Source organism: Halomonas halophila, assembly GCF_030406665.1.
Classification (GTDB): domain Bacteria; phylum Pseudomonadota; class Gammaproteobacteria; order Pseudomonadales; family Halomonadaceae; genus Halomonas; species Halomonas halophila.
In genome coordinates, this window is sequence record NZ_CP129121.1 from 2,150,619 (window position 1) to 2,164,945 (window position 14,327).

Sequence of the window (14,327 nt, forward strand, 5' to 3'; positions counted from 1 at the left end):
ATGCGCGCACTGGATGTGGACGTGGTCGAGGCCGCGCGGCGCTGGCACGCCGAGGGTCATGACCTGTGGTGGTGCACGGTGCTCTCGACCTTCGGCTCAGCGCCGCGCGAACCGGGCGCCCTGCTGGTCGCCCGGGCCGACGGCCGCCATGTGGGCTCGCTGTCCGGCGGCTGCGTGGAGGAGGATTTCCTGGAACGGCTCGCGGCGGGCGACTTCCGCGCGCCGGCCCAGGTCATCGCCTACGGCAACGGCCCCGACGCGCTGCACGGCAGCCGGGTGAGCCTGCCCTGCGAGGGGCGGCTCGAGGTGCTGATCGAGCACTGGCCGGCCGGCGCCGCGTCGGTGGCGGTGGCCGACGAGCTCGAGGCCTACGGCGAGGCGCTGCAGGGCGGCCAGCTGCTGGAGCGCCGCGTGGCCCTCGACGGCGGCGAGAGCCACTGGCAGCTGGCGGCGGCCATGGGGCCGGGCGTGACGCGCGAGGCAGAAGCGGTAAGCATCCACGTCGGCCCCGCCGCGCGGCTGCTGGTCGCCGGCCTCTCGCCGGTCAGCCAGTTCTGCGTACAGTTCGGCCTGGCGCTGGGCTTCGAGGTGGTGGTGTGCGATCCGCGCCCCGAGGCCTGGGAAGGCATCGAGCTCGGCGATACCCAAGGCCACCGCGAGCTGCCGAGCGAGTTCCTGCGCCGCGAGGGGGCGCACCGCATGACGGCGGTGGTCGCCGTCACCCACGACCCGCGTCTGGACGACCTGACCATGCTCGAGGCCGTGCGCGGTGACGCCTTCTACATCGGCGTCATGGGCTCCCGGCGCACCTCGGAGAAGCGTGCCGAGCGTCTCAGGCGCAGCGGCGGCATCGACGAGGCGGCCCTCGAACGCATTCACATGCCGATCGGCCTGGATCTCGGCAGCAAGACGCCGGCCGAGATCGCCCTGGCGACGGTGAGCGACATCGTGCGGGTAATGCGCGGGAAGTGACGGACATTAAGTCCAACGAGCGCTCATCAACGAACGAGGCCCCGCTTGGCGGGGCCTTGTTCGTTCCGGCAAGAAGCCAGCGTGGCGGCGAGCACCTATCAGCTGGTGGCTTCCCGGGCCAGCGACAGAGCGTCGCCGGAAACATCGATGTGAGTCTCGGCGCTGTGGCTCAGCAGGCTGGCGCGAGCCTCCTTCATGGCCCAGCTGTCGCCATCGGCCTGGTCGACATCGACCTGCACATTCGAGGCCTGATGACTCGGCGCCGAGAGCGGCTGCTGGTTGAGTTGCAGGGCACGCTCGGAGGCGTTGTCGTGAGCCTGGGCGGCCAGCGGCAGGGCAGCGATCAGCAGAGCGGAAAGGGTCAGTTTGGTGTTCATGAAGCATCTCCTTCGAAAGGCAATGAATGTTGGATAACGGAGCGAACTCGGTCGCCTGGCGTCGTGTTAGCCAGTCGCCTGCTTGGCCAGGGTCAGCGGATCGCCGGAAACATCGATGTGAGTCTCGTCGCTGTGGCTCGGCAGGCTGGCGCGAGCCTCCTTCATGGCCCTGCTGTCGCCATTGGCCTGGTCGACATCGACCTGCACGTTCGAGGCCTGATGACTCGGCGCCGAGAGCGGCTGCTGGTTGAGTTGCAGGGCACGCTCGGAGGCGTTGTCGTGAGCCTGGGCGGCCAGCGGCAGTGCGGCGATCAGCAGGGCGGAAAGGGTCAGTTTGGTGTTCATGATGGGCCTCCTTCGGGCGCGGGATGAGGTGAAAGATGGCGTGTCCCGATGACTTGTTAGAAAGCTTACAGTTCAATATTTACGAACAAAAGCGGCTTAAATCGAAATATATTTTCGATTTAATAGAATAAAATAACGAGTGGCAGGTGCCGGCCCAGCGGGTCACGTGAACGCAGAGAGGCACGGGCGGTTACCCGTGCCTCTCTGGGTGGTGAACGGCGACGCGCCACCGCGCCATCGGAAGGTTCAGCCGTGGGACTTGCGGGCGACGATCGTCCAGGAACTCGACCCCATCACGATCCTGCCGCCCTGCTCGAAGGGCGTCAGCGCCTTGCGCAGCGCCGCCTCGATGTCGGGACGCTGCCGCTCGGCCTCCTCGCCGGCCTCGCGGAACACCTCTCCCGCCGGACCCAGCGCCAGCTGGAAACGCACCGCCTCCTCCACCGAGTCGCCCACCTCGACCGGGCCGTCGTTGCGGCCGAAACCGATGTCGGTAAAGCCGGCGATCTCGAGCTGCTGGCGGACCGTGTCGGGATCGGCCATCGAGAAGGGCCCGGGGCCACAGCTGCGCGCGTTGTCACCGGGAGGCGGCAGGAAGTCGAGCACCACCTCCTTCGGCAGCCCCAACCAGGGATTGTCGGCGATATCGCGCCAGACGATGAACACCAGCTCCCCGCCGGGCTTCAGGGCCTGGAAGACGTTGCGCATGGCGGGGACCGGATGCTCGAAGAACATCATGCCGAAGCGCGAGAAGCACAGGTCGAAGTGCGCGGCGAAGGCGTAGTGCTCGACGTCGGCGGCCTCGAAGCGCACGTTGCGAACACCGGCTTCCTCGGCGCGACGCCGTGCGTCCTCGAGAAAGGCGTCGACGCAGTCGATGCCCAGCACCTCGCCCTCGGGGCCGGTCATTCGCGCAAGCTGAATGGCGGTATCGCCCCAGCCGCAACCCACGTCGAGAACGCGCGAGCCGGGGGACAGCTCCAGCTCCTCGAGGGCCACCCGGCTGTGGTAGCTGAGGCCATTCATCAGGATGTGCTGGTAGCGGTTGAACTTGTCGGCCAGCGTATCGTTCCAGAAGGCGACGTAGTCGCTGGGCGAGGACATTCCGGCCGACGGCGGGGATGGGGAGGATGAGGAGGGAAAAGCGGAAGGCGTGCTCATGACGGTCTCCCTTGGCGTGCCGGGTGGCACGTCCGAAGAACAGGAACCGCATGTCGGCAGGAGACCGTCCCTATCGCCCCTGTCGGCATCGCGGGGCTCGTTCTCTTAGTTCTAGCAGGTGCGCGTTATATGAGCAGGCTCGGCGGTCGGCCCCGAGGCGAACGCCCGGTGACACACGCAAGCGCCCTCCCGGAATCGGGAGGACGCGGAGACCGTGCGCCGACGTTCAGCTCAGGTGGTGAACTTCCTGCAGGCCATAGACGGGCGTGGGGATGCCCTCCAGCCGGGCCTTGAGCTGCAGTGCCAGGTACTGGGAGTAGTGGCGGGACTGGTGCAGGTTGCCGCCGTGGAACCACAGCGCCTGCTGCTGGGTCGGCTTCCACATGTTGCGCAGTTCGCCCTCCCAGGGGCCCGGATCCTTGGGCGTGTCGGAGCCCATGCCCCAGCACTTGCCGACCTTGTCGGCGACGTCCTGGGAGATGATCCGCGCCGCCCAGCCGTTCATCGAGCCGTAGCCGGTGGCGTAGACGATCAGGTCCGCGGGCAGCTCCGAGCCGTCGGTCAGGGTCACCGAGTGCGGGTTGATGCGCTCGATGCTCACACCGCTGCGCAGCTTGATGTCGCCGTTGGCCACCAGATCACAGGCGCCCACGTCGATGTAGTAGCCGGAGCCGCGACGCAGATACTTCAGGAACAGGCCGGAGTCGTCGGCGCCGAAGTCGAGCAGGAAGCCGGCCGCCTCGAGCCGGCGATAGAAGTCGGCGTCGCGCTCGCGGATGGCGTCGAAGGCAGCGCGCTGGAAGTCCGGCAGCACCTTGTAGGGGATCGAGGCGAAGATCAGGTCGGCCTTGTGATGATCGATGCCGTTCTGCAGCGCCTGCTCGGAGTAGAGCGGCCCCAGCGCCTCCTCCATCAGCGAGTCGGACTTCACCACGTGGGTGGAGGAGCGCTGCAGCATGGTCACGTCGGCGTCGTGCTCCCACAGCGCCGCACAGATGTCATGGGCGGAGTTGTTGGAGCCCACCACCACGACCTTCTTGCCGCGATAGGCATCCGGCCCCGGGTGCTGGCTGGAATGCTGCTGCTCGCCCTCGAAGGTCTCGGCACCGGGGAACTGCGGCACGTTGGGCATGCCGGACATGCCGGTGGCCAGCACCAGCTGCTTCGGCCGCAGGGTCACCCGCTCGCCGTCGCGATTGACCTCGACCACCCACTCGCCGCTGGCCTCGTCGAAGCGCGCGCTCTCGCACTCGGTGGAACTCCAGTAGTTGAGCTCCATCACCTTGGTGTACATCTCCAGCCAGTCGCCGACCTTGTCCTTGGGCGCGAACACCGGCCAGTTGTCCGGGAAGGGAATATAGGGCATGTGGTCGTACCACACCGGGTCGTGCAGGCACAGCGACTTGTAGCGGTTGCGCCAGGAATCCCCCGCCCGCGGATTCTTCTCGATCACGATGGTCGGCACGTTCATCTGCCGCAGGCGCGCCGCCAGGCCGATGCCGCCCTGGCCGCCGCCGATGATCACGCAGTAGGGCTGACGCTGGTAGCCGAGCTCGGCCTCCTCGCGCTGGCGGGCCTCCAGCCAGGTCTCGCGCTGCTTGTTGGCACCGTGTTCGGCACCCTTGGGACGCTTGAGGCCGCTGGGCTCGGGAAAGTCCTTGAGTTCGCGCATGGCGGTCAGCAGCGTCCAGCAGCGGCCGTCCTTCAGGCGCAGCAGGCCCTTGCCCCGCGCCTCGGCGGTCTCGAAGGTGAACCAGGCCTCGACGACGCCAGCGGCCTCGCTGGCCTCGCCGTCCAGCTGCCAGTTCGAGGGCGCGACGCGATCCAGCGTCGCGTCGAGCATCGACTGGATCTCGTCCGGGCCTTCCAGCGTCTTGAGGTTCCAGGTGAAGGCGATCAGGTCGCGCCAGTAGCATTCCTCGCTGAACAGCGAGAGAACCCGCGCGATATCGCGTTGCGTCAGGGCGGCATCGAAGTCATCGAGCCATTGCCGGGCGATCTGAGTGGGCGTGCGTGCGGTCATGGCGTATCTCCGCTTGTTATTGGTGATGTGTGATCGTTATCGGGTCACGCCCCCAGTCACTGGCAGCATTCGTGCCAGATCGTCGGGCATCGACAACAAACCACTGATAAAGAAGATAAAACCTCAACCATCACGCGCCGGATCGATAGGCCAGTGCACGGCGCAATGTCACAGCTGTACCCCGTACGCCGTGACAGCCCGCGTTACACCTGTCACCCCCGACCAAGGGCGAAGTCCGTGCCGATTGACGCCCGCGCGCAGCGGCATAGGCTGAACGGAGCGCATCGACACATCACAACAACATCACAAGAGCCGCCATCAGGCGGCCCGAGCGGAGGCAGCCTTGGCTCTGCAACCCGAGAAACGCCAGCACATCCGGACCCTGATGCGGCTGGGCGAAGGCCGCGACGCCTGCCCTGCCGAACACCGCGACGTCATCCGCCGCTCCTGGCAGCGCTGCCTGGGCGAGTATCGGCTCGATCCCTGCCACCCGCGGCCGGTGCGCGTGCTCACCCAGCAGGCGCTGCGCGATCACCAGGAATCGGTCGACGAACTGCTGCACGTGGCCCGCGCCGGGGTCGATCGCCTCTACGGCCAGGTCGCCCGGCTCGGCTACGCGCTGTTGCTCACCGACCAGCGCGGCATCACCGTGGCCTTTCGCGGCCAGTCCGAGCAGGACCGGGCCCTGCGCCGCGCCGGGCTCTACCTGGGCGCCGACTGGAACGAACGCCACGCCGGCACCTGCGCGGTGGGCACCTGCCTGCATGACGGCCAGGCCATCACCTGCCACCAGGGCGAGCACTTCGACGCCACCCACATCGACCTGACCTGCACGGCGGCGCCGATCACCGATCCCCAGGGGCGGGTGATGGCGGTGCTGGACATCTCCGCGCTGCAGTCGCCGCGCTCCCACGAGAGCCAGACCTTCGCCCTGTCGCTGGTCAACCTGCACGCGCGGATGATCGAGGACGCCTACTTCCTGCACCGCTACCGGGACAGCCTGATCCTGCGCTTCGACAGTGCCCGGGAATTCGTGCATCTCAACGGCCGCGGGCTGATCGCCATCGAGGAGGACGGCAGCCTGATCGCCGCCAATCACGAAGGCCGCGCCCTGATCGACGCCCACCTGCGCCGCTGGCCGCCCTGGTCGGCGGCCTGCCTGCCCGGCGCCACCCAGCTGTTCGACGCCGAGCTCGGCGACCTCTTGGGCATTCCGGCCGCGGGCGAGGACCAGATCCGCGCGTTTCGCGCCCGGGCCAACGACGCGACCTGCTTCGTTACCCTGCTCGAGCCGCGCGGCCGCCCGCGGAAGGCCACCACCACGGCGGCCCCGCGCGATGCCTCGGTGCCGGCGCTGGATCGACTCGCCGGCGATGACCCGGCGATGCACCGCCTGCTCAAGCTGGCCCGGCGGCTGCGGAACGAGACCGTGAGCGTGCTGATTCACGGCGAGACGGGCACCGGCAAGGAGGTGCTGGCCCGCGCCCTGCACGACAGCGGCCCACGGGCCCAGGCCCCCTTCGTGGCGGTGAACTGCGCGGCCATTCCCGAAGCGCTGATCGAGAGCGAGCTGTTCGGCTATCTGCCCGGCGCCTTCACCGGCGGGCGGCCCAAGGGCATGCGCGGGCTGATCCAGCAGGCCGACGGCGGCACCCTGTTCCTCGACGAGATCGGCGACATGCCGCTGACGCTGCAGACCCGCCTGCTGCGAGTGCTGGCCGAGCGCGAGGTGATGCCGCTGGGCGCCGAGACGCCGGTGAAGGTCGACATCCGCGTGGTCACCGCCACCCACCGCGACGTGACCGAGCTGATCCGAGCCGGCGACTTCCGCGAGGACCTCTACTACCGCCTCAACGGCGCCGAGCTGCACCTGCCCGCGCTGCGCGAACGCGCCGACCGGCACTACGTGATCCGCCGCGTCCACGACGAGCTCCAGGCCGAACGCGGCCAGTCGCATCACCTGCGCGCCGACGCCATGAGCGCGCTGCTGGCCCACGACTGGCCGGGCAATATCCGCCAGCTCAGAAACGCGCTGGCCTTCGCCATGGCCACCGCGGAAGGCGACGAGATCACCCTTCACGACCTGCCCGAGACCTGCCACGGCGCCGCCGGGCCCACCACCCTCACGGCACCGGCGTCGCTTGGCTCGGCACCCGGTTCGGCCTCTCCTTCAACGTCGGCCGGCGCCCCACCCTCGGCAGACGGCCAGGCGCTGCTCGAGCTGCTCAGGCGCTCGGCCTGGAACATCAGCCAGGTCGCCCGCCAGCTCGGCGTCTCACGCCCCACCGTCTACCGCCGCATGCGTCGCCACGGCCTGGTGGCGCCGAATCACCAGCCCGTCTCGTAAGGCACCAGGGCGACGGCGGCCGCCCTGCTTCTGCCGCCTCCTGCTTGCGCGCCCCTCTCACTCTTCACTCTCACGCTGATCTCTTCCTGATGCCGTCCGGCTTCTATGCTCAAGACACGGCTCTTCACGATCACGGCTCTTCACTATCGCAATCCTGCACGATCACGACCTTGGTCTAGGCCTCAAAGCCTGCACTTTACGTTAACGTCAACCAACCCTAGGCTGGACCACAACAGCCGAGCACTCAAACGCTCCCGGACCGACCAACAACGAACGGAGATCGCCGCCATGCACGCCCCCTACACGCCCCTCGACTTCGGCCTCGACGACGAGCTCAACATGCTGCGCGATCACGTCAACGCCTTCGCCCGCGACGAGATCGCCCAGCGCGCCGCCGAGATCGACGCGAACAACGCATTTCCCGCCGACCTGTGGCGGAAGTTCGGCGACATGGGCCTGCTCGGCATCACCGTGCCCGAGGAGGACGGCGGCGCCGGCATGGGCTATCTCGCCCACTGCATCGCCATGGAGGAGATTTCCCGCGCCAGCGCCTCGGTGGGACTCTCCTTTGGGGCCCACTCCAACCTGTGCGTGAACCAGCTCAAGCTCAACGGCAATGCCGAGCAGAAGGCGAAGTACCTGCCGAAGCTGATCAGCGGCGAGCACGTGGGGGCGCTGGCCATGTCCGAGCCGGGCGCCGGCTCCGACGTGGTCTCCATGAAGCTGCGCGCCCGCCAGGAAGGCGACCGCTTCATCCTCGACGGCAACAAGATGTGGATCACCAACGGCCCCGACGCCGACGTGCTGGTGGTCTACGCCAAGACCGATCCCGACGCCGGCTCCAAGGGCATCACCGCCTTCATCATCGAGAAGGACATGCCCGGCTTCTCCACCGCCCAGAAGCTCGACAAGCTCGGCATGCGCGGCTCCAACACCTGCGAGCTGGTGTTCCAGGGCTGCGAGGTGCCGGCCGAGAACGTGCTCGGCGAGGTCAACAAGGGCGCGCGGGTGCTGATGAGCGGGCTCGACTTCGAGCGCACCGTGCTGGCCGCCGGCCCCATCGGCATCATGCAGGCCGCCATGGACGTGGTGGTGCCCTATATCCACGAGCGCAAGCAGTTCGACCAGGCCATCGGCGAGTTCCAGCTGGTGCAGGGCAAGGTGGCCGACATGCTCACCACCCTGAACGCCTGCCGCGCCTATCTCTACGCCGTGGCCGGCGCCTGCGACCGCGGCCATACCTCACGCAAGGACGCCGCCGGCGTGATCCTCTACTGCGCCGAGAAGGCCACCCAGGTGGCGCTGGACGCCATCCAGCTGCTCGGCGGCAACGGCTACATCAACGAGTACCCCACCGGGCGGCTGCTGCGCGACGCCAAGCTCTACGAGATCGGTGCCGGCACCAGCGAGATTCGCCGCATGTTGATCGGCCGCGAAGTCTTCAACGAGTCAAAATAAGCCAGAAGCGGGAAGCTTGAAGCTTGAAGGACTGCCACTTCTCTCTCGGGGTTTCTTCCAGCTTCCGGCTTCGAGCTTCCCGCTTTTATCCCGGAGGGATAAATGAGCGTTCTTACGACCCAGATCAATCCGCGCAGCGAGGGCTTCCAGGCCAACGACGCGGCGATGCGCGCCGAGGTCGGCAAGCTGCGCGAGCTGACCGCCGCCATCGCCCAGGGCGGCGGCGAGAAGGCGCGCAAGCGCCACGAGTCGCGCGGCAAGCTGTTCGTGCGCGATCGCATCGACCACCTGCTCGACGAGGGCTCGCCGTTCCTCGAGCTCTCGGCGCTGGCCGCTCACGAGGTCTACGACGACCCGGTCCCCGCCGCTGGCGTGGTCACCGGCATCGGCCGCGTCTCGGGCGTGGAGTGCGTGATCGTCGCCAACGACGCCACCGTCAAGGGCGGCACCTACTTCCCGCTGTCGGTGAAGAAGCACCTGCGCGCCCAGGAGGTCGCCCGCAAGCACCGCCTGCCGTGTCTCTACCTGGTGGACTCCGGCGGCGCCTTCCTGCCGCGTCAGGACGAGGTGTTCCCCGACCGCGACCACTTCGGCCGCATCTTCTACAACCAGGCCACGCTCTCCGCCGAGGGCATCCCGCAGATCGCCGTGGTGATGGGCTCCTGCACCGCCGGCGGCGCCTATGTGCCGGCCATGGCCGACGAATCGATCATCGTCCGCGATCAGGGCACCATCTTCCTCGGCGGCCCGCCGCTGGTGAAGGCCGCCACCGGCGAGTCGATCAGCGCCGAGGACCTGGGCGGCGCCGACGTGCACGCCCGCATCAGCGGCGTGGCGGACCACTATGCCGAGAACGACGCCCACGCCCTGCAGCTGGCCCGGCGCTGCGTGGCCCGGCTCAACTGGCAGAAGCGCGGTCAATTGGCCATGCAGGCCTCGAAGCCGCCGCGCCTCAACCCCGAGGAGCTCTACGGCATCGTCGGCACCGACCTGAAGAAGCCCTTCGACGCTCGCGAGGTGATCGCGCGGCTGGTCGACGACTCGGCCTTCGACGAGTTCAAGCGCGACTACGGAGACACCCTGGTCACCGGCTTCGCGCACCTGCACGGCCACCCGGTGGGCATCGTCGCCAACAACGGCGTGCTGTTCTCGGAGAGCGCGCTCAAGGGCGCGCACTTCATCGAGCTCTGCGCCCAGCGCAAGATCCCGCTGATCTTCCTGCAGAACATCACCGGTTTCATGGTCGGCTCGAAGTACGAGCACGAGGGCATCGCCAAGCACGGCGCCAAGCTGGTCACCGCCGTGGCCTGCGCCAGGGTGCCCAAGTTCACCGTGCTGATCGGCGGCAGCTTCGGCGCCGGCAACTACGGCATGTGCGGCCGCGCCTATGAGCCCAACCTGCTGTTCATGTGGCCCAACGCGCGCATCTCGGTGATGGGCGGCGAGCAGGCCGCCGGCGTGCTGGCCCAGGTCAAACGAGAGCAGTTCGAGCGCGACGGCAGCGAGTGGAGCGCCGACGACGAGGCCGCCTTCAAGCAGCCGATCCGCGACCAGTACGAGCACCAGGGCCATCCCACCTACGCCAGCGCCCGGCTGTGGGACGACGGCGTCATCGATCCGGCCCAGACCCGCGACGTGCTGGGTCTGTCGCTGGCCGCCGCCATGAACGCCGAGGTCGAGGAGACCCGGTTCGGCGTGTTCAGGATGTAGGCGCTTCGCGCCGGCGACGAGCCACGGGCGGCGGGCCACGAGCTGTCCCGAAGCCCGAAGCCCGAAGCCCGAAGCCCGAAGCCCGAAGCCCGAAGCCCGAAGCCCGAAGCCCGAAGCAAGCAGGGTACCGATATGACGACACAGACATATTCAAGACTCGAGATCGACGACCGCGGCGTGGCCCGGCTGACGCTCGACCGCCCCGAGGTCCACAACGCCTTCGACGATCACCTGATCGGCGAGCTCAACGACCACCTGCGCCGCGCCGGCGAGCTCGCCCACCGCGGCGAGGTGCGCCTGCTGGTGCTGGCCTCGAAAGGCAAGAACTTCTCCGCCGGCGCCGATCTGCACTGGATGAAGCGCATGGCCGACTACGACTTCGAGGACAACCTGGTCGACGCCCGCGAGCTCTCGGCGCTGATGCACGGCCTCGACACCCTGCCCTGCCCGACCGTGTGCCGCGTGCAGGGCGCGGCCTTCGGCGGCGCCGTCGGCCTGGCCGCCTGCTGCGACATCGTCGTCGCCTCCGAGAAGGCCCGCTTCTGCCTCTCCGAGGTCCGGATCGGCCTGTCGCCGGCGGTGATCAGCCCCTACGTGCAACGTGCGCTCGGCGAGCGGCAGCTGCGCCGCTACGCCCTGACCGCCGAGGTCATCGACGCGACCACCGCCCAGAAGCTCGACCTGGCCCACTGCGTGGTCGAGCCCGACGCCCTGGACGCCGCCGTCGATGCCATGATCGACACCCTGCTGGCCACCTCGCCCCAGGCCAGCCGCGCCACCAAGGCGCTGCTGGCCGAGGTCGCCCGCGACCCCGACAGTAACGCCACCCGCGACCACACCTGCCGCATCATCAGCGAGCTGCGGGTGAGCCACGAGGGCCAGGAAGGGCTCTCGAGCTTCTTCGAAAAACGCCGCCCCGCCTGGGCCCCGGATTCCGACACGGAGCGCCATTCATGAGCCCGACGACCCATTCCGCCCCGCGCTTCGACACCCTGCTGGTCGCCAACCGCGGCGAGATCGCCTGCCGCGTGATGCGCACCGCGCGGCGCATGGGGCTGCGCACGGTGGCGGTCTACTCCGACGCCGACGCCAACGCCCGCCACGTGCGCGAGGCCGACGAGGCCGTGCGCCTGGGCCCGGCCGCCGCCCGCGAGAGCTACCTGAACGTGGAGGCGGTGATCGAGGCCGCGCGGCGCACCGGCGCCGGCGCCATCCACCCCGGCTACGGCTTCCTCTCCGAGAACGGCGCCTTCGTCGAGGCCCTGGAGGCCGCCGGCATCGTCTTCGTCGGCCCGCCTGCCCCGGCCATCGCCGCCATGGGCGACAAGTCCGCCGCCAAGGCACGCATGCAGGACGCCGGCGTGCCGCTGGTGCCCGGCTACCACGGCGAGGGCCAGGACGACGCCCTGCTGTTTGAGGAGGCCGGGCGCATCGGCTATCCGGTGCTGCTCAAGGCCAGCGCCGGCGGCGGCGGCAAGGGCATGCGCGTGGTCGAGAACGACGGCGAGTTCCAGGCCGCGCTGGACGGCTGCCGCCGCGAGTCGAAGGCCGCCTTCGGCGACGACCGCATGCTGATCGAGAAGTACCTGGTGCAGCCCCGCCACGTGGAGGTCCAGGTGTTCTGCGACCGCCACGGCGACGGGGTCTACCTGTTCGAGCGCGACTGCAGCGTGCAGCGCCGCCACCAGAAGGTGCTCGAGGAGGCGCCCGCCCCGGGCATGACCGAAGCGCTGCGCCGCGAGATGGGCGAAGCCGCCGTGCGCGCCGCCCGCGAGATCGGCTACGTGGGCGCCGGCACCGTCGAATTCCTGCTGGATGCCGACCAGTCCTTCTACTTCATGGAGATGAACACCCGCCTGCAGGTGGAGCACCCGGTCACCGAGATGATCACCGGCCAGGACCTGGTCGAGTGGCAGCTGCGCGTGGCCATGGGCGAACGGCTGCCGCTGGCCCAGGACGAGCTGACCATCACCGGCCACAGCTTCGAGGCGCGCCTCTATGCCGAGGACCCCGAGCAGGACTTCCTGCCCGCCACCGGCACCCTGAGCCGCTTCGCCCTGGACCTCGCCGGCGCCGGCCTCGAGGCCGACAAGGTCAGACTGGACAGCGGCGTGGAGAGCGGCGATGCCGTGTCGATGCACTACGACCCGATGCTCGCCAAGCTGATCGTTCACGGCGACGACCGCGCCCAGGCGCTGGCCACCCTCAACCGCGCCCTGGCGGCGCTGGACGTGCGCGGCGTGGTCACCAACCGTGCCTTCCTGCAGCGGCTGGCCGGCCATCCGGCCTTCCGCGCCGCCGAGCTCGACACCCGCTTCATCGAGCGCCACGAGGCCACGCTGTTCGCCGAGCGCGAAACCGCGCCGGAAGTGTACGCCGCCGCGGCGCTGATCGGCCTGCATCAGCTGGCCCGGGAGTGCGAGAGCGACTCGCCCTGGGACCGCCACGACGGCTTCCGCCTGAACGCGGCGCACACCATCCGCATCGCCCTGTGCGCGCCCGAGCATGCGGCGGACGAGGACGACGCCGAGAGCGTGACGGTGGTCGAGGGCCGGCGCGAGCGCGAATCCGCGCCCTGGCAGCTGTCGCTCAAGGACCAGACGTTCTCCGCCACCCTCGAGCCGCTGGAAGGCGACGCCGTGGCAGTGACCATCGACGGCCACCGCCGCCGGCTCCAGGCGCGCCGAGACGATAATGTCGTGGTGATGGTCGATCCGATGCGCGAGACCCGGCTGTACTGGCGGCGCATCGACGCCATCGACCACGGCCAGCGCGAAACCGAGTCCACCCTCACCGCACCCATGCACGGCACCGTGGTAGCGCTGCTGACGGAAGCCGGCACGAGAGTCGAGAAAGGCATGCCGCTGATGGTGATGGAAGCCATGAAGATGGAACACACCCTCGCCGCCCCCGCCGACGGCCACGTGGAACGCTTCCACTTCGCCGCCGGCGATACCGTCGGGCAGGGCGACGTGCTGCTGGAATTCGCCCCGGAGGAGTAACCCATGACATTTCCCACTCACGTTCGCCTGGTCGAGGTCGGCCCCCGCGACGGGCTGCAGAACGAGCCCGAGGCGATCGACACCGGCACCAAGCTGGCCCTGATCGACCGCCTGGGCGCGGCGGGCCTCACTCACATCGAGGCGGCGAGCTTCGTCTCCCCCAAGTGGGTGCCGCAGATGGCCGACCACCGCGAGGTGATGCACGGCCTGCGCCGCCACGAGGGCGTGACCTACTCCGCCCTCACGCCCAATCTCAAGGGCCTGGAGGCCGCGCTGGAATGCGGCGTCGACGAGGTCGCGGTATTCGGCGCCGCCTCCGAGGCCTTCTCGCGGAAGAACATCAACTGCTCGGTGGCGGAATCGCTCGAGCGCTTCGCCCCGGTGCTGGAGCGCGCCCGCGAAGCCAACGTCCGCATACGCGGCTACGTCTCCTGCGTGCTCGGCTGCCCCTACGAGGGCGAGATCGCCCCCGCCAGGGTGGCCGAGGTCGCCAGGGCGCTGCATGAGATGGGCTGCTACGAGGTCTCGCTGGGCGACACCATCGGCACCGGCACCCCGCTCAAGGCCAAACGCATGCTGGAAGCCGTGGCCAGAGACGTGCCGATGGAGCGGCTCGGCGCCCACTTCCATGACACCTACGGCCAGGCGCTGGCCAACCTCTATGCCGTGCTCGAGGAAGGCATCGCGGTGATCGACAGCTCGGTGGCCGGGCTCGGCGGCTGCCCGTATGCCAAAGGCGCCTCGGGCAACGTGGCCAGCGAGGACGTGGTCTATCTGCTCGACGGCCTCGGCATCGCGCACGGCGTCGACCTGGAGAAGCTCGCCGCCGCCGGCAGCTGGGTCACCCGCGCCATCGGCCGGCCCAATCGCTCGAAGGCCGGCGTGGCATTGAGCAGCCGCTAGGCGGCTGCCCTCTTTCCATAGCCACCAAG

The 14,327-nt window shown here is 68.9% G+C and carries 11 protein-coding genes; 7 read left to right on the top strand and 4 right to left on the bottom strand.

Annotation, left to right across the window (positions count from 1 at the left end):
* Window positions 1-972, top strand: a complete 972-nt coding sequence (locus tag QWG60_RS09980) for an XdhC family protein (protein WP_107181510.1) — start codon at window positions 1-3, stop codon at window positions 970-972.
* Window positions 973-1,070: 98 nt separating this feature from the next.
* Here the strand turns inward: QWG60_RS09980 and QWG60_RS09985 are convergent, their stop codons facing one another.
* The 4 genes from QWG60_RS09985 to QWG60_RS10000 all read right to left on the bottom strand — a co-directional run bounded on the left by QWG60_RS09985 (window position 1,071) and on the right by QWG60_RS10000 (window position 4,878).
* Window positions 1,071-1,349 carry a hypothetical protein gene (locus tag QWG60_RS09985; protein WP_107181511.1) on the bottom strand — a complete coding sequence of 93 codons (279 nt, stop codon included), beginning with the start codon at window positions 1,347-1,349 and terminating at the stop codon, window positions 1,071-1,073.
* Between the two features lie 66 nt (window positions 1,350-1,415).
* Window positions 1,416-1,694 carry a hypothetical protein gene (locus QWG60_RS09990; protein ID WP_107181512.1) on the bottom strand — a complete coding sequence of 93 codons (279 nt, stop codon included), beginning with the start codon at window positions 1,692-1,694 and terminating at the stop codon, window positions 1,416-1,418.
* A gap of 246 nt (window positions 1,695-1,940) precedes the next feature.
* On the bottom strand, window positions 1,941-2,798 hold the full coding sequence (locus tag QWG60_RS09995; RefSeq protein ID WP_222593882.1) for a class I SAM-dependent methyltransferase: 858 nt from the start codon (window positions 2,796-2,798) through the stop codon (window positions 1,941-1,943).
* A 283-nt stretch (window positions 2,799-3,081) separates the two neighbouring features.
* Entirely contained in the window at window positions 3,082-4,878 is a 1,797-nt protein-coding gene (locus tag QWG60_RS10000; RefSeq protein WP_146910277.1) for an NAD(P)/FAD-dependent oxidoreductase, read from the bottom strand.
* A 385-nt stretch (window positions 4,879-5,263) separates the two neighbouring features.
* Here QWG60_RS10000 and QWG60_RS10005 point away from each other — a divergent pair, with 385 nt between their 5' ends.
* From QWG60_RS10005 to QWG60_RS10030, 6 genes are all read left to right on the top strand, one after another.
* Complete coding sequence (locus tag QWG60_RS10005) at window positions 5,264-7,225, top strand: sigma-54-dependent Fis family transcriptional regulator (protein ID WP_082090807.1); 1,962 nt, start codon at window positions 5,264-5,266, stop codon at window positions 7,223-7,225.
* Window positions 7,226-7,513: 288 nt separating this feature from the next.
* The gene (locus QWG60_RS10010; RefSeq protein ID WP_146910275.1) at window positions 7,514-8,683 is read left to right on the top strand and encodes an isovaleryl-CoA dehydrogenase; all 1,170 of its coding nucleotides are present in this window, start codon (window positions 7,514-7,516) and stop codon (window positions 8,681-8,683) included.
* A 102-nt stretch (window positions 8,684-8,785) separates the two neighbouring features.
* Window positions 8,786-10,393 (top strand): carboxyl transferase domain-containing protein, encoded by a 1,608-nt coding sequence (locus tag QWG60_RS10015; protein ID WP_046077993.1) that lies wholly within the window; start codon window positions 8,786-8,788, stop codon window positions 10,391-10,393.
* Between the two features lie 132 nt (window positions 10,394-10,525).
* Entirely contained in the window at window positions 10,526-11,350 is an 825-nt protein-coding gene (locus QWG60_RS10020) for an enoyl-CoA hydratase-related protein (protein WP_146910273.1), read from the top strand.
* The gene (locus tag QWG60_RS10025; RefSeq protein WP_146910271.1) at window positions 11,347-13,395 is read left to right on the top strand and encodes an acetyl/propionyl/methylcrotonyl-CoA carboxylase subunit alpha; all 2,049 of its coding nucleotides are present in this window, start codon (window positions 11,347-11,349) and stop codon (window positions 13,393-13,395) included. The genes QWG60_RS10020 and QWG60_RS10025 overlap by 4 nt, the downstream gene beginning before the upstream one ends.
* Before the next feature lie 3 nt (window positions 13,396-13,398).
* Window positions 13,399-14,298: a hydroxymethylglutaryl-CoA lyase gene (locus tag QWG60_RS10030; protein ID WP_290130898.1), complete on the top strand. Its 900-nt coding sequence runs from the start codon at window positions 13,399-13,401 to the stop codon at window positions 14,296-14,298.
* Window positions 14,299-14,327 lie beyond the last annotated feature (29 nt).

Excerpts from the sequence above, each read along its gene's own strand:
- QWG60_RS09980 (WP_107181510.1), top strand. The coding sequence starts at position 1 with ATGCGCGCACTGGATGTGGACGTGGTCGAGGCCGCGCGGCGCTGGCAC.
- QWG60_RS09985 (WP_107181511.1), bottom strand. The coding sequence starts at position 1,349 with ATGAACACCAAACTGACCCTTTCCGCTCTGCTGATCGCTGCCCTGCCG.
- QWG60_RS09990 (WP_107181512.1), bottom strand. The coding sequence starts at position 1,694 with ATGAACACCAAACTGACCCTTTCCGCCCTGCTGATCGCCGCACTGCCG.
- QWG60_RS09995 (WP_222593882.1), bottom strand. The coding sequence starts at position 2,798 with ATGTCCTCGCCCAGCGACTACGTCGCCTTCTGGAACGATACGCTGGCC.
- QWG60_RS10000 (WP_146910277.1), bottom strand. The coding sequence starts at position 4,878 with ATGACCGCACGCACGCCCACTCAGATCGCCCGGCAATGGCTCGATGAC.
- QWG60_RS10005 (WP_082090807.1), top strand. The coding sequence starts at position 5,264 with ATGCGGCTGGGCGAAGGCCGCGACGCCTGCCCTGCCGAACACCGCGAC.
- QWG60_RS10010 (WP_146910275.1), top strand. The coding sequence starts at position 7,514 with ATGCACGCCCCCTACACGCCCCTCGACTTCGGCCTCGACGACGAGCTC.
- QWG60_RS10015 (WP_046077993.1), top strand. The coding sequence starts at position 8,786 with ATGAGCGTTCTTACGACCCAGATCAATCCGCGCAGCGAGGGCTTCCAG.
- QWG60_RS10020 (WP_146910273.1), top strand. The coding sequence starts at position 10,526 with ATGACGACACAGACATATTCAAGACTCGAGATCGACGACCGCGGCGTG.
- QWG60_RS10025 (WP_146910271.1), top strand. The coding sequence starts at position 11,347 with ATGAGCCCGACGACCCATTCCGCCCCGCGCTTCGACACCCTGCTGGTC.
- QWG60_RS10030 (WP_290130898.1), top strand. The coding sequence starts at position 13,399 with ATGACATTTCCCACTCACGTTCGCCTGGTCGAGGTCGGCCCCCGCGAC.